This window comes from Bradyrhizobium sp. WBOS08 (genome assembly GCF_024585125.1).
GTDB lineage: Bacteria > Pseudomonadota > Alphaproteobacteria > Rhizobiales > Xanthobacteraceae > Bradyrhizobium > Bradyrhizobium japonicum_B.
Genome location: NZ_CP028988.1, coordinates 2,394,682 through 2,412,990 on the forward strand (window position 1 = coordinate 2,394,682; position 18,309 = coordinate 2,412,990).

General features: G+C 66.3%; 21 protein-coding genes and 1 pseudogene. 15 read left to right on the top strand and 7 right to left on the bottom strand.

Annotated features, from left to right (window positions below):
- The first annotated feature begins 52 nt into the window (after positions 1-52).
- The 3 genes from DCM80_RS11460 to DCM80_RS11470 are packed head-to-tail and all read left to right on the top strand — an operon-like array spanning position 53 to position 1,613.
- On the top strand, positions 53-841 hold the full coding sequence (locus DCM80_RS11460) for a heme ABC transporter permease (protein ID WP_257178884.1): 789 nt from the start codon (positions 53-55) through the stop codon (positions 839-841).
- A complete protein-coding gene (gene ccmD, locus DCM80_RS11465) occupies positions 838-1,023 on the top strand; it encodes a heme exporter protein CcmD (RefSeq protein WP_257197054.1) in 186 nt (61 codons plus the stop codon). The genes DCM80_RS11460 and ccmD overlap by 4 nt, the downstream gene beginning before the upstream one ends.
- On the top strand, positions 1,020-1,613 hold the full coding sequence (locus DCM80_RS11470) for a DsbE family thiol:disulfide interchange protein (protein ID WP_257197056.1): 594 nt from the start codon (positions 1,020-1,022) through the stop codon (positions 1,611-1,613). The genes ccmD and DCM80_RS11470 overlap by 4 nt, the downstream gene beginning before the upstream one ends.
- 132 nt (positions 1,614-1,745) lie before the next feature.
- Here the strand turns inward: DCM80_RS11470 and DCM80_RS11475 are convergent, their stop codons facing one another.
- Together DCM80_RS11475 and ftsY are read right to left on the bottom strand one after the other, a co-directional pair.
- On the bottom strand, positions 1,746-2,348 hold the full coding sequence (locus tag DCM80_RS11475; RefSeq protein ID WP_257197057.1) for a septation protein A: 603 nt from the start codon (positions 2,346-2,348) through the stop codon (positions 1,746-1,748).
- Between the two features lie 127 nt (positions 2,349-2,475).
- Positions 2,476-3,423 (bottom strand): signal recognition particle-docking protein FtsY, encoded by a 948-nt coding sequence (gene ftsY / locus DCM80_RS11480; RefSeq protein ID WP_257197058.1) that lies wholly within the window; start codon positions 3,421-3,423, stop codon positions 2,476-2,478.
- A gap of 44 nt (positions 3,424-3,467) precedes the next feature.
- Between ftsY and DCM80_RS11485 the strand changes: the two genes are divergently transcribed.
- A complete protein-coding gene (locus tag DCM80_RS11485; RefSeq protein ID WP_257197059.1) occupies positions 3,468-4,169 on the top strand; it encodes an RluA family pseudouridine synthase in 702 nt (233 codons plus the stop codon).
- 275 nt (positions 4,170-4,444) lie between these two features.
- Positions 4,445-5,554 carry a DUF2336 domain-containing protein gene (locus tag DCM80_RS11490; protein ID WP_257197060.1) on the top strand — a complete coding sequence of 370 codons (1,110 nt, stop codon included), beginning with the start codon at positions 4,445-4,447 and terminating at the stop codon, positions 5,552-5,554.
- A 197-nt stretch (positions 5,555-5,751) separates the two neighbouring features.
- Here the strand turns inward: DCM80_RS11490 and mtaB are convergent, their stop codons facing one another.
- Positions 5,752-7,005 carry a tRNA (N(6)-L-threonylcarbamoyladenosine(37)-C(2))-methylthiotransferase MtaB gene (gene mtaB / locus DCM80_RS11495; RefSeq protein WP_257197061.1) on the bottom strand — a complete coding sequence of 418 codons (1,254 nt, stop codon included), beginning with the start codon at positions 7,003-7,005 and terminating at the stop codon, positions 5,752-5,754.
- Complete coding sequence (gene dapF / locus DCM80_RS11500; RefSeq protein WP_257197062.1) at positions 7,005-7,880, bottom strand: diaminopimelate epimerase; 876 nt, start codon at positions 7,878-7,880, stop codon at positions 7,005-7,007. The genes mtaB and dapF overlap by 1 nt, the downstream gene beginning before the upstream one ends.
- 191 nt (positions 7,881-8,071) lie before the next feature.
- Here dapF and DCM80_RS31245 point away from each other — a divergent pair.
- Both DCM80_RS31245 and DCM80_RS11510 read left to right on the top strand, forming a co-directional pair.
- A pseudogene (locus tag DCM80_RS31245) lies at positions 8,072-8,835 on the top strand (GyrI-like domain-containing protein).
- Positions 8,836-8,840: 5 nt separating this feature from the next.
- Positions 8,841-9,557, top strand: coding sequence for an SIMPL domain-containing protein (locus DCM80_RS11510; RefSeq protein WP_373569400.1), 717 nt, complete (start codon positions 8,841-8,843; stop codon positions 9,555-9,557).
- Between the two features lie 150 nt (positions 9,558-9,707).
- On the opposite strand, the gene DCM80_RS11515 is transcribed toward DCM80_RS11510, so the two are convergent.
- Complete coding sequence (locus DCM80_RS11515; RefSeq protein ID WP_257197066.1) at positions 9,708-10,772, bottom strand: MBL fold metallo-hydrolase; 1,065 nt, start codon at positions 10,770-10,772, stop codon at positions 9,708-9,710.
- A 448-nt stretch (positions 10,773-11,220) separates the two neighbouring features.
- On the opposite strand from DCM80_RS11515, the gene ffh reads away from it, so the two are divergent.
- The 8 genes from ffh (at position 11,221) to DCM80_RS11555 (ending at position 17,641) form a co-directional block, all read left to right on the top strand.
- Positions 11,221-12,768 carry a signal recognition particle protein gene (ffh, locus tag DCM80_RS11520; protein ID WP_257197067.1) on the top strand — a complete coding sequence of 516 codons (1,548 nt, stop codon included), beginning with the start codon at positions 11,221-11,223 and terminating at the stop codon, positions 12,766-12,768.
- 86 nt (positions 12,769-12,854) lie between these two features.
- Positions 12,855-13,187: a 30S ribosomal protein S16 gene (rpsP, locus tag DCM80_RS11525; protein WP_008133080.1), complete on the top strand. Its 333-nt coding sequence runs from the start codon at positions 12,855-12,857 to the stop codon at positions 13,185-13,187.
- Between the two features lie 9 nt (positions 13,188-13,196).
- Entirely contained in the window at positions 13,197-13,757 is a 561-nt protein-coding gene (gene rimM, locus DCM80_RS11530; RefSeq protein ID WP_257197068.1) for a ribosome maturation factor RimM, read from the top strand.
- A gap of 118 nt (positions 13,758-13,875) precedes the next feature.
- On the top strand, positions 13,876-14,631 hold the full coding sequence (gene trmD, locus DCM80_RS11535; protein ID WP_257197069.1) for a tRNA (guanosine(37)-N1)-methyltransferase TrmD: 756 nt from the start codon (positions 13,876-13,878) through the stop codon (positions 14,629-14,631).
- Positions 14,632-14,741: 110 nt separating this feature from the next.
- On the top strand, positions 14,742-15,125 hold the full coding sequence (rplS, locus tag DCM80_RS11540; protein ID WP_028133304.1) for a 50S ribosomal protein L19: 384 nt from the start codon (positions 14,742-14,744) through the stop codon (positions 15,123-15,125).
- Between the two features lie 425 nt (positions 15,126-15,550).
- Positions 15,551-16,957, top strand: coding sequence for a 3-isopropylmalate dehydratase large subunit (gene leuC, locus DCM80_RS11545; RefSeq protein ID WP_257178901.1), 1,407 nt, complete (start codon positions 15,551-15,553; stop codon positions 16,955-16,957).
- Between the two features lie 95 nt (positions 16,958-17,052).
- Entirely contained in the window at positions 17,053-17,262 is a 210-nt protein-coding gene (locus tag DCM80_RS11550) for a hypothetical protein (RefSeq protein ID WP_257197070.1), read from the top strand.
- 85 nt (positions 17,263-17,347) lie between these two features.
- The gene (locus DCM80_RS11555; protein WP_028133307.1) at positions 17,348-17,641 is read left to right on the top strand and encodes a DUF1330 domain-containing protein; all 294 of its coding nucleotides are present in this window, start codon (positions 17,348-17,350) and stop codon (positions 17,639-17,641) included.
- Positions 17,642-17,645: 4 nt separating this feature from the next.
- Here the strand turns inward: DCM80_RS11555 and DCM80_RS11560 are convergent, their stop codons facing one another.
- Positions 17,646-17,903: a hypothetical protein gene (locus DCM80_RS11560; protein ID WP_257197071.1), complete on the bottom strand. Its 258-nt coding sequence runs from the start codon at positions 17,901-17,903 to the stop codon at positions 17,646-17,648.
- A gap of 35 nt (positions 17,904-17,938) precedes the next feature.
- Entirely contained in the window at positions 17,939-18,220 is a 282-nt protein-coding gene (locus tag DCM80_RS11565; RefSeq protein ID WP_257197930.1) for a hypothetical protein, read from the bottom strand.
- Positions 18,221-18,309 lie beyond the last annotated feature (89 nt).

Sequence of the window (18,309 nt, forward strand, 5' to 3'; positions counted from 1 at the left end):
CCGCACTTTCGTGCTGATTGCCTGAGCGGCCATCGATGATTATCAGGGTACCATGTCACTGATCGACCTCGCCAACCCCACGCGGTTCCTCGCGCTGACAGCGCGGGTCCTGCCGTGGCTCGCGGCCGCGACCGTCGTCCTGCTCGCGATCGGTCTCTATCAAGCCGCGCTCGCGCCCGACGACTACCAGCAGGGCGCGACGGTGAAGATCATGTTCATCCACGTGCCCAACGCCTGGCTGTCGATGTTCGTCTGGGGCGTCATGAGCATCGCCTCGCTGGGCACGCTGGTGTGGCGGCATCCGCTCGCCGACGTCGCCGCCAAGGCGGCCGCGCCGATCGGCGCCGCCTTCACCTTCCTGGCGCTGCTCACGGGATCGCTGTGGGGCCGGCCGATGTGGGGCACCTATTGGGAATGGGATGCGCGGCTGACCTCGGTGCTGATTCTGTTCCTGATGTATCTCGGCCTGATGGCGCTGTGGCGCGCGGTCGACGATCCCTCGCGCGCGGCACGCGCCGCCGCGGTGCTGACCCTGGTCGGCGCACTCAATCTGCCGATCATCAAATTCTCGGTCGACTGGTGGAACACGCTGCACCAGCCGGCCTCGGTGATGCGCATGGGCGGATCGGCCCTCGACAAATCGTTCCTGATTCCGCTGCTGGTGATGGCGGTCGCCTTCACGCTGCTGTTCGTGACGCTGCATCTGGCGGCGATGCGCAACGAGATCCTGCGCCGCCGGGTCCGCTCGCTGCAGATGATGCAGGCGAGCCGCGTCGCGTTCTCGAGCGAGATGGGCGCCGGCTCGCACGGGCAAAATGCGAACGAAGTCGGGGCCGCATGATGATGTCGCTCGGTCCCTATGCATCCTTCATCGTGACGTCCTATGCGGCGGCGGCGCTCGTGGTCGCGATCCTGATCGGCTGGATCGCGCTCGACTATCGCAATCAGACCCAGCGCCTGCGCGAGCTCGAGGAGCGCGGCATCACGCGCCGGTCCGGCCGCAGCGCGACGGACCTGCGATGAGCGATCAACCCGCTTCCGCGGCGCCGCAGCGCCGCACTTTCCTGATGGTGCTGCCGCTGATCGCCTTCATCGGGCTTGCGCTGCTGTTCTGGTTCCGGCTCGGCAGCGGCGATATCTCGCGGATTCCTTCGGCGCTGATCGGCCGTCCGGCGCCGCAGACCATCTTGCCTGAGCTCGCGGGGTTGCAGGACAACGGCGCGCAGGTGCCGGGCCTCGATCCCGCCGCGTTCAAGGGCAAGGTCAGCCTCGTCAATGTCTGGGCGTCCTGGTGCGTGCCGTGCCACGACGAGGCGCCGCTGCTGACCGAGCTGGCCAAGGACAAGCGCTTCCAGCTGGTCGGCATCAATTACAAGGACGCCGCCGACAACGCGCGCCGCTTCCTCGGCCGCTACGGCAACCCGTTCAGCCGCGTCGGCGTCGACGCCAACGGCCGCGCCTCGATCGAATGGGGCGTCTACGGCGTGCCGGAGACATTCGTCGTCGGCCGCGAGGGCACCATCGTCTACAAGCTGGTCGGCCCTATCACGCCGGACAATCTGCGGACGGTGCTGATGCCGCAGATGGAGAAGGCGTTGAAGGCCGGCTCGTAAGCCATCTCGTGCCCCGGACGCAGCGCCGCGATCCTTATGCGCTGCAGAGCCGGGGCCCATGTCACCACGACGTCACGTTTGGAAAGAGACTGGGTCCCGGCTCGCGCTTCGCGCGTCCGGGACACGGGACCGTCAGCCCTTGCTGATGTCCCCCGCCTCGGCCTCGCTCCTCTCCAGCGACACCGGCTCGAGGTGGTAGCGCTTGGTCAGCGGCATCTGGGCGATGGCGAAGATCATGGTCAGGGGGGTGACGCCGAACACCTTGAAGTTCACCCAGAAGTCCGTGCTCTGCGTGCGCCAGATGAGCTCGTTCAGCACCGCCATGCCGGCGAAGAACAGCGCCCAGCGCAGCGTGAGGATGCGCCAGCCCTGCGGCGTCAGGTTGAACACCTGGTCGAACATCACGGCGATGAAGGAACGGCCGAACAACAGGCCGCCGCCGAGGATCGCCGCGAACAGGCCGTAGATGATGGTCGGCTTGAGCTTGATGAAGGTCTCGTCGTGCAGCACCAGGGTCAGCGTGCCGAACACCAGCACGATCACGCCCGTCACGATCGCCATGATCGGGATGTGGCGCGTCACCACGTAGGACGCGACCATCGCGATTGCGATCGCCACCATGAAGGCCCCTGTCGCGGCGAACAGGTTGAACTTCGCGTTGACGAAGAAGAACACGAGCAGCGGACCGAGCTCGGTCGCGAGCTTGAACAGCGGATGCGGCTGGGTCTTGTCCATTACCTGACCTTTGTTGCTGTCATGCCCCGCGCAGGCGGGGCATCCAGTACGCCGTGCCGCCGATTGTAGACCACAGGCGGCTTGGAATACTGGATCCCCCGCCTTCGCGGGGGATGACGAAAGAAACCTATGACTCGATTCCGGCGATGGCGCGGGCGAAATCGCGCGCGGTGAAGGGCGCGAGATCGTCGACACCTTCGCCGACGCCGATGAAATGCACCGGCAGCTTGAACTTCTCGGCGAGCGCCACCAGGATGCCGCCGCGCGCGGTGCCGTCGAGCTTGGTCATGACGAGGCCGGTGACCCCGGCGGTGCGATGGAACGCCTCGACCTGCGACAGCGCATTCTGGCCGACGGTGGCGTCCAGCACCAGCAGCACCGCATGCGGCGCAGTGTCATCCACCTTGCGGATGACGCGCACGACCTTTTCGAGCTCGTTCATCAGCTCGGCCTTGTTCTGCAGACGCCCGGCGGTGTCGATCAGCAGCACGTCGATGTTCTGCTCCCTGGCGGCGGTGAGCGCGTTGAAGGCAAGGCTTGCGGAATCCGAGCCCTGCGCGCCCGCGATGACGGGCGTCTTCGTGCGCTCGCCCCAGACCTTGAGCTGCTCGATCGCCGCTGCGCGAAACGTGTCGCCGGCGGCGAGCATCACCTTGCGGCCTTCGGAGGCGAATTTCTGCGAGAGCTTGCCGATCGTGGTGGTCTTGCCGGAGCCATTGACGCCGACCACGAGGATGACGAACGGCTTCCTGGCCGCATCGATCTCGAGCGGCTTTGCCACCGGCGCCAGCACCTTCTCGACCTCGGTGGCGACGACGTCCTTGACCTCGTCCGCCGAGATCGCCTTGTCGTAGCGGCCGGTGCCGACCGCATCCGCAATGCGCACTGCGACGGAGGTGCCGAGATCGGCGCGCAGCAGCACGTCCTCGATGTCGTCGAGCATGGCGCGGTCGAGTTTGCGCTTGGTGACGAGGTCGGCGACCGCGGTCCCGAGCGAGGACGAGGTGCGCTTCAGCCCGTTGGACAGGCGGCGCCACCAGCTCAGCTTGGGGGTCTCGGAGGTGGTATCGTTCATGGAGGCGTGTTAGCCGTTCCCGCTTCCAAACGAAAGTCTTGCAATTGCTCGATGTTCCCCAATTGACCGCCGAGGAGATTTTGTCGCGCGTGCTCCATCGCGACGGCCTGATGCTCATCATCGACAAGCCGGCCGGCCTGCCGGTGCATCGCGGCCCCAAGGGCGGTCCCAATCTGGAGGATTCCTTCGACGCGCTGCGCTTCGGCCTGCCGCGCCCGCCGGTGCTGGCCCACCGGCTGGACAAGGACACCTCCGGCTGCCTCGTGCTCGGCCGCCATCGCAAGGCGACCGCCTCGCTCGGCCTGTTGTTCAAGCACGGCAAGATCGGCAAGACCTACTGGACCGTGGTCGAGGGCGGCCCCGCCGAAGACGAAGGCACCATCGACATGCCGCTGGGACGGCTCAATGCCGAGCGCGGCTGGTGGCAGAAGCCCGATCCGGAAGGCCAGAAGGCCGTCACCAACTGGAAGGTGATGGGCCGCGGCGACGGCTTCACCTGGCTCGCCATGGAACCGGTGACGGGACGGACGCATCAATTGCGGGTGCATTCGTCGGCCACCGGCTGGCCGATCTTCGGCGACAACATTTACGGCAACGGCCCGCGCTTCGGCGAGCCGAAGCTGCACCTGCATTCCCGCGAGATCGTGGTGCCGATCTCCCGGAACAAGGAGCCGGTCCGCGTTGTGGCGCCGGCCCCGCCGCATATCCACGAGAAGCTGAGGGCTTGCGGCTGGAACGGCGAGTAGGTGCCGCAAGTTCGGTGCACCTCTCCCGCTTGCGGGAGAGGTCGGATCGCGAAGCGATCCGGGTGAGGGCTTTGTCCTCTTGGGGACTGTCCCGTTCCGGAAACACCCTCTCCCCGACCCTCCCCCGCAAGCGGGGGAGGGAGGCCACCGCATTCGCGGCGGAAGCTCGCCAAGCTCTCCGTCCCATGGTTTACGAAACCTTCAGTTCTCGTCCCTCATGATCGCGATTGCTTAGAACAAGCTTCCGTCAATTCGCTCAGGACGAGCAACGCGTCATGTCCACGGCCGGGCTATCGATCATCGACGAGGTCGAATCCGCGATTCGCGCCGGCTCGCCGGAGAAGGGCCTGGCAACGGCCCGCCGGGTCACCGACCTGTTCCTCACCTCCGCCGGCAGTTTCGACGACGAGCAGATTGCGCTGTTCGACGACGTACTCGATCGCCTGATCGGCACCATCGAGCTGCGCGCGCTCGCCGACATGGGCGCACGCATCGCGCTCGCCGAGATCAGCGCGCAGCTGGCGCCGGTCGCGCAGGCGCCGCCCTCCGTGATCCGCCGCCTCGCCAGCAACGACGAGATCCGCATCGCCGGTCCCGTGCTGCAGGAATCCGCCCGCCTCGACGACGGCGAGCTGGTGAAGATCGCATCAGCCAAGGGCGAGCCGCATCTGCTCGCGATCGCCGGCCGCTGGTGGCTGAAGGAAATCGTCACCGACGCGCTGCTGGCGCGCCGCTATCCCAGCGTCAGCCGCAAGCTCGCCGCCAATCCCGGCGCGCGCGTCTCCGGGAGCGGATTCGCGCTCATGGTCTCCCAAGCCGAGGCGGATCCCGAGCTTGCCGTCAGCGTCGGCGTCCGCGTCGACCTGCCCTCGGAGCTGCGCCGCCGATTGCTGCGCTCGGCCGCCGATGCCGTGCGCGCCCGCCTGTTGTCGCGCGCGCCGCCGCATCTGTTCGAGGAGATCCAGAGCGCGATCGCGGCCATCGCCGTCGGCGTCGAGCGCGAGATGTCGGGTGTTCGCGATTTCGAGGGCGCCAAACGCGCGATTGCGATGCTCAAAGCCACCGGCCAGCTCAACGAGGCAACGCTGCTCGGCTTCGCCAGGCAGCGGCGTTACGAGGAGACCGCCGCCGCCCTGGCCGCCTTGTCCGGATCGACCGTCGAGGTGATTCGTCCGCTGATGCAGAGCCTGCGCGACGACGGGCTCCTGGTGCCGTGCAAGGCCGCTCAGCTCAGCTGGGAAACCGCCATCGCCGTGCTCGAAAGTCGCTTCGCCACCGGCGCGATGAAGCCCGCGGACCTCGCGCGAGCGCAGGTGCATTATGCGCGGATGACGCCGGAGGATGCCAAGCGGACGCTGCGATTCTGGCAGGTCAGGGCGTCGTAAATCCTGTTTGGTGGATGCGGCGTTGCACGTTTCTTCCCTCCCCTTGTGGGAGAGGGTGGCTCGCCGCGTAGCGGCGAGACGGGTGAGGGGTCTCTCTCAGCGAGCGAGCCGCTCGTAATCGCGTATGCTGCAACAACCCCTCATCCGGCGCTTCGCGCCACCTTCTCCAAACAAGGGGAGAAGGAAAAAGCAGCGAGCTACGCAGTCAGCCGCTCGCCATCGCTGCCGGTAATCTTGCGCGACACCAAGCTTCCAACACGCTCGCCCGCAATCGCCACCGGCAGATAATGCTCGGTGCGGCCCTGCGCCTCGCTCTCGATCAGCACCTGCCGCGTCTTTCCCACCTCCGCTTGCAGCCGCTTGCGCAGCGCCGCTTCGCCTGCCGCGCGCAGCCGCTTCGCACGCTCCTTGATCGCCAGCCCCGCCACCTGCGGCATCCTTGCGGCCGGCGTGCCCGGGCGGGGCGAATAGGGGAAGACGTGCAGGAATGTCAGCCCGCATGCCTCGACGAGGTCGAGTGAACGCGAGAACATCTCTTCCGTCTCGGTCGGGAAGCCCGCGATGATGTCGGCGCCGAACACGACGTCGGGGCGCAGGCGGCGGACCTGGTCGCAGAACGCGATCGCGTCCTGCCGCGAATGCCGCCGCTTCATGCGCTTCAGGATCATGTCGTCGCCTGATTGCAGCGACAGGTGCAGATGCGGCATCAGGCGCACGTCATCGGCAATGACATCGAGCAGATCGGAATCCGCCTCGATCGAATCGATCGAGGAGATGCGCAGGCGCTTCAGCTCTGGCACGTGCCGCAAAATTTGCTTCGTCAACAGGCCGAGCTTGGGCGCGCCCGGCAGGTCGGCGCCGTAGCTGGTGAGGTCGACGCCGGTCAGCACGATCTCGGCATGGCCGCGCATCGCCAGGGTGCGCACCTGCTCGACCACGGCGCCCATCGGCACCGAGCGCGAATTGCCGCGGCCATAGGGGATGATGCAGAAAGTGCAGCGATGGTCGCAGCCGTTCTGCACCTGGACGAACACGCGCGGCAGGCCGCCCGCATAGCCGTCGACGAGATGCGGCGCCATCTCCCTGACAGCCATGATGTCGCTGACGGCAATCTTCTCGCAGGCGCCGAGGTCCAACGCGCTGCGCGTCTCCTGCCACGCAGACGCGCGCATCTTGTCGTCATTGCCGAGGACGCGATCGACCTCGGCCATGTCGGCGAACATCGCCGCTTGCGTCTGTGCCGCGCAGCCGGTCACGACGATGCGCGCGCCGGGCCGTTCGCGCTTCAATTTGCGGATCGATTGCCGCGCCTGCGCCACCGCCTCGTTGGTGACCGCGCAACTGTTGATGACGATGGTGTCCTCGAGCCCGGCAGCTTCGGCTTCGCGGCGCATCACCTCGGCCTCGAAGGCGTTGAGGCGGCAGCCGAAGGTGACGATGTCGACGGCCATCAGGCGACCGGCGCGAACAGCGCCGGATCGAACCTGCCCTCATATTCGAAGGTCGCGGTGCCCGTCATCAGCACGTGGTCGTCGCGCTCGCGCCATTCGATGCCGAGCTTGCCGCCGGGCAGCGTGATCTCGACATTGCGCTCGGCGCGCTTCAGCCGCGCCGCGGCCACGGCGGTGGCGCAGGCCGCCGAGCCGCAGGCCCTGGTCAGGCCGGCACCGCGCTCCCAGGTGCGGATCGTGATGTGCTTGTCATCGACGATATGGGCGAGCGTGATGTTGGCGCGCTCCGGAAAGATCGGATGGTTTTCCAGCAGCGGGCCAAAACGCGCGAGATCGTAAGCGTCGACGTCATCGACCCAGAAGATCGCGTGCGGATTGCCCATGCTGACCACGGAGGGCGAATGCAGGATCGGATTGTCGATCGGCCCGATCTGCAATTCGATGTAGCGGGTGTCGCGGAACTCTTCCGCCAGCGGAATGTCCTGCCAGCCGAACTTCGGCACACCCATGTCCACGGTGTAGAGATCGGGCGACGGACCCTGCCAGGCGTTGAGCAGGCCCGCAGCGGTCTCGAACGTCGCACTGGTCTGCCCGGTCTTCTCGAAGATGCGGCGGACCACGCAACGCATGCCGTTGCCGCAGGCGCCGGCCTCCGAGCCGTCATTGTTGTAGATGCTGATGAAGGCCTCGGTGCCGCCCAGCCGCGGCCTCGAGAGTACCATGAGCTGGTCGTAAGCCACGCCGCCATTCGCGGACGCCACCGCGCGGGCGTCGTCCGGCGTCACCCGGCCAGCAGAATCGCGCATGTCGACAACGACGATCTCGTTGCCGATGCCGTTCATCTTGGCAAATGCGTGGTTGGCCAGCGCGCTCATGAAAATTCCCGAATTTCGCCCGTCTTATATGGCGATCCTTGGCGGCTTGGCCAGTGATTTGCGGTCGGCGGCAAGAGGTCTGCCATGACGCATCTGTCATGGGACGAATTCCGCACTCGCGTGTTAGAACGGCGCGGTCGGGCGCAAGGACGGATTTAGGCCTTGGTGGTTAAGGCCTTGGGGAGAATAAAATGTTCAGGTTTCGTCGTCTTGCTCTAGCCGCGCTGATCCCGGCAGCGGCCTTGTCGCTTGGCCTGCCTGAGGCTCTGGCGCAAACCCCAAGCCCCGCAACGCCAAGCCCGGCAACGTCAAGCCCGGCACCGGCCGCCTCCGCAAGTCCCTCGCCGGCTCCGTCGGCGACCCCCTCCCCGGCCGCGAGCGCATCGCCCGCACCTGCGGCAGCGCCGTCGCCAGCAGCCAGCGCTTCGCCGGCACCTGCCGCAACGCCCTCGCCCGCCGCCAGCGCCTCACCCTCGGCCCCCCGGTGCAGACCGCCGATCCGTTCGGCCTGGAGGCCACGCTCGAGGCCAGGAAGGTCGTGATGGTCAAGGGCACCGCGAACTGGGACTCGGCCTTCGACACGCTGATCGACGCCTTCAAAGCGCTGAACACGCTCCTGGACAAGCAGGGTATCAAGGCGGCCGGCAATGCGATGGTGGTCTACACCTCGACCGACGACACCGGCTTCACCTTCCTGGCCGAGATCCCGGTCGAGCAGGACCCTAAGAACTTGCCCAAGGACATGAGCATCGGCAAATCGCCGGAGGGCAAGGTGCTGAAGTTCGTCCATCGCGGCTCCTACGACAACATGGACAACACCTACGAGGCGATCACCAATCACCTCGACGACAAGAGGCTGGAAGCCAAGGACACCTTCATCGAGGAATACCTCACCGACCCCCTGAAGACCGTTGAAGACAAGCTGGTCATCAACGTTTTCGTGCCGCTGAAATGAGAATCATGAAGAACCCTGCTGTCCTTGCCGCATCACTTGCCGCCGTTGTTGCCGCCGCGCTGCCGGCAATGCCTGCGCTCGCCGATGATTTTCCGTCCGCCATTTCGGTGAGCGGCGAAGCCAATGTCTCCGTGGCGCCGGATCTCGCGCAGATCGACGCCGGCGTCGCCAACGACGCCAAGACTGCGAAGGAAGCCTCCGACGCCAACAACGCCGCGATGGGCAAGGTGCTGCTGGCGCTGAAGGGCGCCGGCATCGCCGAGAAGGATTACCAGACCTCGCGCCTGTCGCTGCAGCCGCAATACGGCCAGAACAGATCCACCGGCGCATCCCCGGTGGTCGGCTTCCGCGCCTCTAACCGCGTCACCGTCAAGATTCGCGACGTCACCAAGGTCGCGGCCATCATCGACACGCTGGTCGGCGCCGGCGCCAACGACATCGGCAACATCTCATTCGAGGTGACGCAGGCCTCGAAGCTGCTGGATGATGCGCGCGAGCAGGCCGTGGCCGATGCGCGGCGCAAGGCGGAGATCTATGCCAGGGCCACCGGCGTCACCTTGGGCGCGCCGCTCAGCGTATCCGAGGGCGGCGCTCCGGTGCCGCTGTTCAAGGCGCGGATGGCGACAGCACCGATGGCTGCGCCTGCTGCGGTCGCACCGGGCGAGGAGACGCTGTCGGTGACGGTGAACGTGAGCTGGGCGATCAAGGCGAAGGAACAATAAGTCGCGTGTCCCGGACGCGCTGCAGCGTGAAACGCTGCTGCGCAGGGCCGGGACCCAGAAAATTGCACGGTATGCTACGGTGAAATGGGCCCCGGCTCAGTAGCGCATCACTGACGTGCTGCGCTGCGTCCGGGGCACATGCGGAGAGAGCTAAATCTCCACCACCTGTCCCGGCTGCATCGCCACGAACCGCTCCTGCGGAATCTTCGCCGCATCGAGAGCCTCGACCAGCGCCTTCGCCGGCGCATCGATCGCCTCATCCGTCAACTGGAACGTGCCATGGTGATGCCCGAGCGCGGCCTCGGCGCCGCAATCGGCCAGCGCCTTCACCGCGTCCTCTGGGTTCATGTGCTGGTCGCGCATGAACCAGCGCGGCTCGTAGGCGCCGATGGGAAGGATGGCGAGGCGCAGCTTGCCGTGCTTCTCGGCGACGCGGCGAAAATGCCGGCCATCGCCATAGCCGGAATCGCAGACGACGTAGATTTTCCCGGCCGGCGTCTCCAGGACGAAACTCGCCCATAGCGCCTTGTTGCGATCGAACATGCCGCGCGCCGTCCAGTGCCGGGTCGGCACCAGATGCGCGGCAATGCCGCTGCCGAGCTCGACGCGGTCATGCCAGTCGAACGCCTCGACCTTGATGCTGGGATCCCAGCTGCGCATCGTGACGTCGTTGCCGAGCGGGGTGACCACGCGCGGGGCAAAATTCTTGGTGAGCCGCGACAGCGTCGCGATGTCGAGATGATCGTAGTGCCCGTGCGAGACCAGCACGACGTCGATCTTCGGCAGCTTCTCGAAGGCGATGCCGGGATCGTTGTGCCGCTTCGGCCCGGCGAAGGCGACCGGCGACACCCGCATCGACCAGACCGGATCGACCAGGATGTTGAGGCCGCCGGCCTGGATCAGCCAGCTGGCGTGGCCAACGAAGGAGAGTCGCACCTTGTCGCCGTCGACCCGCTCCGGCGGGGTGTCGGCGTGGGGGCTGGGGGCCCAATCCGGCCATGCCGCACGCTGGCGCTTGCCGCCCAATTGCCAACGCAGCACCTCACGCAGCGATTTCGGCGGGGCTCCGTCCGGATCGAAAAAGGTGAGGCCGTCGAAATGATCGGAGACCGGGCCGTCATAGGTCTTCATGCGGGACATCCAGAGCGAGGGAGCACCGACCAGGGCGCCGGCCCCGGCAAACAGTCCGAACAGGCGGCGGCGGGTGATCGGCACGGGGGTTTCAGCGGTGGTAACGGAGGCGGGTCATCAAGTGTATATGGGCGGCTCCCGGCGAAAAGGAACCGGCAGCCGAAAAGGGCCTCTTTTCAGGCTCTTGCCCTGGCAACGTCGCCCCGGCACCCTAACTTTCCTTGACTTTTGGGCAGGAGCGGCGTTTAACCCCGCCACTTTCTCGGAAAGGCTTTCTTTTCGACCCGCCGACCGGCCCTGGAGGCCGGAGGTCAACGCCCGACAGCGCTGTGCGCCCTCGGGCGCAAAGGTGTTTGGAAGATCGTTTGGCCCGAGGAAGCGGTCATCCCCCGCGAAGGCGGGGGATCCAGTACTCCGAAGTGGCTCGGCTCGAACCGAGGTGCTGCGGCGTACTGGATGCCCCGCCTGCGCGGGGCATGACAGCGGAGAATAACGGCGCCTCTTACCGGGGGCCAGCAACAGGACAACTTCATTGTTCGACAATCTGTCGGAACGGCTTGGCGGAATTCTCGATCGTCTGACGGGGCGCGGTGCGCTGACCGAAAAGGACGTCGATGCCGCGATGCGCGAGGTGCGCCGCGCGCTGCTGGAGGCTGACGTCGCGCTCGAAGTGGTCCGCAGCTTCACCGAGCGCGTCCGCGAGCAGGCGATCGGCGCCACCGTCGTCAAGTCGGTCACCCCCGGCCAGATGGTGGTCAAGATCGTCCATGACGAGCTGGTCAATACGCTGGGCAGCGAAGGCCAGACCATCGACGTCAATTCCGTGCCGCCGGTGCCGATCATGATGGTCGGCCTGCAAGGCTCCGGCAAGACGACCACCACCGCAAAGCTCGCCCGCCGCCTGGTCCAGCGCGACAAGCGCAAGGTGCTGATGGCCTCGCTCGACGTCTATCGTCCGGCGGCGATGGAGCAGCTCGCCGTGCTCGGCCGCGACCTCGACATTCCGACGCTGCCCATCGTCGCCGGACAGCAGCCGCCGCAGATCGCCAAGCGCGCGCTGGAAGCCGGCAAGCTCGGCGGCTACGACGTCGTGCTGCTCGACACCGCCGGCCGCACCACGCTCGACGAAGACATGATGGCGGAAGCGGCCGCGATCAAAGCCGCGGCCAATCCGCACGAAGTGCTGCTGGTCGCGGACAGCCTCACCGGCCAGGACGCCGTGAATCTCGCGCGCTCGTTCGACCAGCGCGTCGGCCTCACCGGCATCGTGCTGACGCGCGTCGATGGCGACGGCCGCGGCGGCGCCGCGCTGTCGATGCGCGCCGTCACCGGCAAGCCGATCAAGCTGCTCGGCACCGGCGAAAAGACCGACGCGCTGGAGGATTTCCACCCCGATCGTATCGCCGGCCGCATCCTCGGCATGGGCGACGTGGTCTCGCTGGTCGAGCGCGCCGCCGCCAACATCGACGCCGAGAAGGCCGCGCGCACCGCCGAGCGCATGCGCAAGGGTCAGTTCGACCTCAACGACATGCGCGAGCAGCTGTCGCAGATGTCGAGCATGGGCGGCATCAGCGGCCTGATGGGCATGATGCCCGGCATCTCCAAGATGAAGAACCAGATCGCGGCCGCCGGCATCGACGACAAGATTTTGAAGCGCCAGGTCGCAATCATCGATTCCATGACCCGCGACGAGCGCCGTCATCCCGACCTGCTCAAGGCCAGCCGCAAGAAGCGCATCGCCGCCGGCAGCGGCCAGAGCGTCGAGCAGGTCAACAAGCTGCTGAAGATGCACCGGAACATGGCCGACGTGATGAAGGCCATGGGCTCGGGCAAGCGCGGCCCGCTCGCCGGCATCGCGCAGGCGATGGGCTTCGGCGGCGGCATGAAGATGCCGTCTCCGGAAGAGATGAAGGCCATGCAGGAGAAGATGCAGAGCGGCGGCGGCCAGGGCCTGCCCAGCCTGCCGAAGGATCTGCCGCCCGGTCTTCGCTCGGGCCTGCCGAATGTGCCGGGGCTCACGGGCCTCAGCGGCAAGCCGACCCTTCCGGGGCTCGGCGGCTTTCCCGGCAAGAAGAAATGAGGAATTCGTCGCACGGGATCGCACCGGTCTCGCGCGACGCGGAAATATCAATCAACCGAACAAAACGTACTTTGAAGGAGAACTGAATGTCCGTCGTTATCCGCCTCGCCCGCGCAGGCACCAAGAAGCGTCCCGTCTATCACGTCGTCGTCGCCGATTCGCGCTTCCCGCGCGACGGCCGCTTCATCGAGCGTCTTGGCTATTTCAACCCGCTGCTGCCGAAGGACAACGAGACCCGCCTCAAGCTCGACATGGACAAGGTGAAGGCCTGGCTCGCCAAGGGCGCGCAGCCGTCGGACCGCGTGGCACGTTTCCTCGACGCCGCCGGCGTCAAGAAGCGCGAAGCGCGCAACAATCCCGAAAAGGCCGTGCCGCGCAAGGAGCGCAAGGCGCAGGCCGAAGCCGCCGCGAAGGGCTAAGGCCGGATCATGTCGGCGCTGGTCTGCGTCGCGCGGATCGGCGCCGCGCATGGGGTGCGCGGTGCGGTCAAGCTGTGGACCTTCACGGAAGATCCCTTTGCCGTGAAGCGCTATGGCCCGCTGCTGTCCAAGGACGGCAAGCGCCAGTTCGAAGTCGCACAAGCGCGCGAGGCGAAGGATCATCTGGTCGCGACGTTCAAGGGCGTCACGACCCGCGATGAGGCCGAGCGCCTCAACGGCATCGAGCTCTACGTCGCGCGCGACAAGCTGCCCGCGACGGACGAGGACGAATATTACCACACCGATCTGATCGGGCTCGCCGCCGTCACCACGGACGGCGATGCGCTCGGCCGCGTGCTCGCGATCCACAATTTCGGCGCCGGCGACATCATCGAGATCGCCCCGCCCAAGGGTGCGACGATGCTGCTGCCGTTCTCGAACGCGGTGGTGCCGGAGGTCGATCTTGCCGGCGGCCGTGTGGTGATCGCGCTGCCGCAGGAGATCGAGGCCGAGGAGGAGCGGGGCGAAGCTCTCTCCACGGGTCGTCCCCGCGAACGCGGGGACCCATAACCACAGGCCAACATTTTTCGCTAAGCTGTTTGCTCCAGCCATCGCAAAATGACGTGCGGTGGTTATGGATCCCGGGCTCGCGCTTCGCGCGCCCCGGGATGACGAGAACTGAGATCCGATGACCAATCCCTCCCCCTGGCGCGCAACCGTGCTGACGCTGTTTCCGGAGATGTTTCCGGGGCCGCTGGGCGTAAGCCTTGCCGGCCGGGCGCTGGCGTCCGGGCTCTGGCAGCTCGAGGCGCGGGACATCAGGGCCTCCGCCACCGACCGCCACCGCAGCGTCGACGACACCCCGGCCGGCGGCGGCCCCGGCATGGTGCTGCGGGCCGATGTCCTGGCGGCGGCCATCGATGCGGCGGAGGCAGGACCCGAACGGCCACGCCTGCTGATGAGCCCGCGCGGTCGGCCATTGACCCAGGCCCGTGTCCAGGAGCTCGCCTGCGGGCCCGGCCCGCTGATCGTCTGCGGGCGCTTCGAGGGGGTGGACCAGCGGGTCATCGACAAGCGGGGGCTGGAGGAGATCTCGATCGGCGATTACGTGCTGTCCGGGGGCGAAATCGCTGCGTTAGCCCTGATCGACGCCTGCGTCCGGCTGTTGCCGGGGGTGATGGGCAAGGAGGCCTCGGGAACCGAGGAAAGCTTCTCCGAGGGCCTGCTGGAATACCCGCAATACACCCGCCCGCAGCTGTTCGAGGGGGCTCCGATCCCGGAGGTGCTGACCTCCGGCGACCACGCCAAGGTCGCGGCCTGGCGGCGGGCGCAATCGGAGGCGCTTACCGAGGCCCGGCGGCCTGATTTATGGGCCCGGATCCCGCCGAAGCCGGCGAATCGGGCCGGGCGCCAAAAAACGCCAAAAAACAAGACAGACGGGTGACAAACGCTCCGGCTTGCCTTATAGGAGCGGCCAAATCCGCAATGGCTGGATAGACGAATTTTGCGCAGCCCCCCGTTTCCAGGGCTGGGCGCGCCGATGGAGATTTACCCATGAACCTGATCAAGCAGCTCGAGCAAGAGCAATTCGACAAGCTGTCCGCCGGCAAGGACATTCCGGAATTCGGTCCCGGCGACACCGTGATCGTCAACGTGAAGGTCGTCGAAGGCGACCGCACCCGCGTGCAGGCCTATGAAGGCGTCTGCATCGGCCGTTCCGGCGGTGGCCTCAACGAGAGCTTCACCGTGCGCAAGATCTCCTACGGCGAGGGCGTGGAGCGCGTGTTCCCGGTGATGTCGCCGATGATCGACTCGATCAAGGTGGTGCGCCGCGGCAAGGTGCGTCGCGCCAAGCTCTATTACCTCCGCAACCTGCGCGGCAAGTCGGCCCGCATCGTCGAGAAGACCGAGCACGCCAAGGCTGCCGTCAACGAGTAAGCCTCGCTGCTCCATGCGAGTTTCGAAAGCGCGGGGCTCGGCTCCGCGCTTTTTTGTTGGGCGGATACCCCTTTCCCGCCCTCGTCATTGCGAGCGCAGCGAAGCAATCCAGAGTCTTTCCACGGCGGGATTCTGGATTGCTTCGTCGCAAGGGCTCCTCGCAATGACGGTGCCGCTAGGCTCTCGCGCTTTGACTTCCGCGTGCTATATAGCCTCTAGAATGTTTCCAGATCCGACCAGCTTCGCCCCTGCCAAGCGCATCGTCATCGACGATCGCTCGCGGCTGCCTGGGCGGTTCTTCGGCCGCTTCGCGACCTCGGCAACGTCAGAGCTTATTCGCGCAGCCTGAAAGGCTGCGCTGACGATTTTGTTGCCCGCGCGCACTCGCGCACATCCGCTACCAACATTCTTCGGAGCTGACGCTCATGTCCAAGCCGACCACATTGTACGACAAGATCTGGAACGACCATCTGGTGCACGAAGCCGAGGACGGCACCTGCCTGCTCTATATCGACCGCCATCTGGTGCACGAGGTGACCTCGCCGCAGGCGTTCGAAGGCCTGCGCGCCACAGGGCGCAAGGTTCACGCGCCGGAGAAGACGCTCGCCGTCGTCGACCACAACGTGCCGACCACCGATCGCACCAAGCCGAATCCCGATCCGGAGAGCATCGAGCAGATCAAGGCGCTGGCCGAGAACGCCAAGGAATTCGGCATCGAATATTACAACGAGTTCGACAAGCGCCAGGGCGTCGTCCACGTCATCGGCCCCGAGCAGGGCTTCACCCTGCCCGGCACCACCATCGTCTGCGGTGACAGCCACACCTCGACGCATGGCGCGTTCGGGGCGCTCGCGCACGGCATCGGCACGAGCGAGGTCGAGCACGTGCTGGCGACGCAGACGCTGATCCAGAAGAAGGCGAAGAACATGCGCGTCACCGTCGACGGCAAATTGCCGGACGGTGTCACGGGCAAGGACATCATCCTAGCCATCATCGGCGAGATCGGCACCGCGGGCGGCACCGGCTACGTGCTGGAATATGCCGGCGATGCGATCAGTGCGCTCAGCATGGAAGGCCGCATGACGGTCTGCAACATGTCGATCGAAGGCGGCGCCCGCGCCGGTCTCGTCGCGCCCGACCAGAAGGCGTTCGACTTCCTGCGCGGCCGCCCGAAGGCTCCGAAGGGCGCGGACTGGGATGCGGCCATGCGCTATTGGGAGAAGCTGCGCTCCGACGACGGCGCGCATTTCGACAACGAGCTGCGTCTCGACGCTGCCAAGCTGCCCCCGATCGTGACCTGGGGCACTTCGCCTGAGGACGTCGTCTCCGTGACCGGCATCGTGCCGGACCCCGACAAGATCGCGGACGAAGCCAAGCGTCTCTCCAAGCATCGCGCGCTGAAATACATGGGCCTCACCGCGGGAACGAAGATCACCGACATCAAGGTCGACCGCATCTTCATCGGCTCCTGCACCAATGGCCGCATCGAGGACCTGCGCGCGGCCGCGAAGATCGCGGAAGGCAAGCACGTCTCCGGGCACGTCAACGCCATGGTCGTGCCGGGCTCCGGCATCGTGAAGGAGCAGGCCGAAGCCGAGGGTCTCGACAAGATCTTCATCAAGGCCGGTTTCGAATGGCGCGAGCCGGGATGCTCGATGTGCCTCGCCATGAACCCGGACAAGCTGGCCCCGGAAGAGCGCTGCGCCTCGACCTCGAACCGCAACTTCGAGGGCCGCCAGGGCTTCAAGGGCCGCACGCACCTCGTCTCGCCGGCGATGGCGGCGGCGGCGGCAATCGCCGGCCACTTCGTCGATATCAGGGACTGGCGCTAAGCCAGTTCTGCAAATTGTAGCGATCGCGGCAAACCGCCGTTAATCGATCGCCTGACACTCTCGTCCTCGCGATGATTTCGCGAGGACGCGCAGCGATGGCCAACAAGCCTGAATATGTCGACCTGATCAGCGAGGCCACGCGCCAGCATCGCCGGCGCGCCGCGCCGCTGCGCATCGTCGCCGAGCCTGAGGTCGAGGAGACCTCGAAGCTCAGCCGCTGGCCGCCGGCGATGTTCAAGCAATGGAAGTTCGAGAACCTGGCGCGGTGGAAGGCTTCGTCGTGGAAGCTGAAGGACTGGCTGTAGCCGCGTTCCGAGCGTATTCCGGTCATCCACGATCTTCATGCGCGCGCTCCAAGAACAGGGTGCGGCGGCGAGAGGAGTTTTGGAAATGACCGTCTACGCGATTGCACAATTGAAGATGACCGACCGCGCGGCCTATGACCGCTACCAGGCGCGTTTCTTCGATGTGTTCAGGAAGTTCAATGGACGGCTGCTCGCGGCCGATGAGCATCCGCGCGTGCTCGAAGGGGCGTGGCCGCACGACAAGCTCGTCATGATGTCGTTTCCGGACGAGGCCGCCTTCCTCGCCTTCTCGAACTCACCCGACTACGAGGAGATTTCGCGCGACCGCAAGGCCGGCGCGCAGGCGACCGTGCTGCTGGTGCAGGGATTCGCCGGCTAGCAACTCACCAGAACGGGCCGTAGCCGAACACGAAGGGTGCGGGCACGCCGTAGGGATAGGGCCGATAGCGGACAGGCCGCGCGTAATAGTGCGGATCGCGGCGCACGAGGGGCGGCACGACGTAGGTTCGGGCAGGCCGCCGCGCATCTAAAACCGCGATCCCCGCCGAGGCCTCCGGGATCGCCACTCTGTTAGCCGCGAAAGCACGCGGCAGGCCGGCTGCAAGCACGACAGCAACGGCCCATGCAGTCCATCTTGCCATGATCACCCCACCGGGCTCCCGCGCTGCGCGCCGGCTCAGCCGCGGCGCCAGTAGCAGCTCACACGCGGCACGATCACCGTGCCGCTCGGCCGAAATTCCTGCACATAGGTCGCGTTGCAGACGCGGACCGCGTCGGGACCGGGATTGTAGCGCGGATAGACGCCGTCAGGCGCGTAATAGGGTGTGACGCGCAGGCGCGCGGGCGGCCGCTTGCGCGGCGGCGGGATGTCGTCCGGTGAGGCCGCCTGCGCCAGCCTGACACCGGGGGCCGCCGTCTGCGCCTCCGCGCCGACGCAAAATTGCGAAAACAACCCCATGCACAGTAGCGTCAGCGCTGTTTTTGCTCGCATTTTTTCGTCCACCTGAACCCTCTGTTCGAGCCCCACGCTCCCCGTTTTGGCGGCGC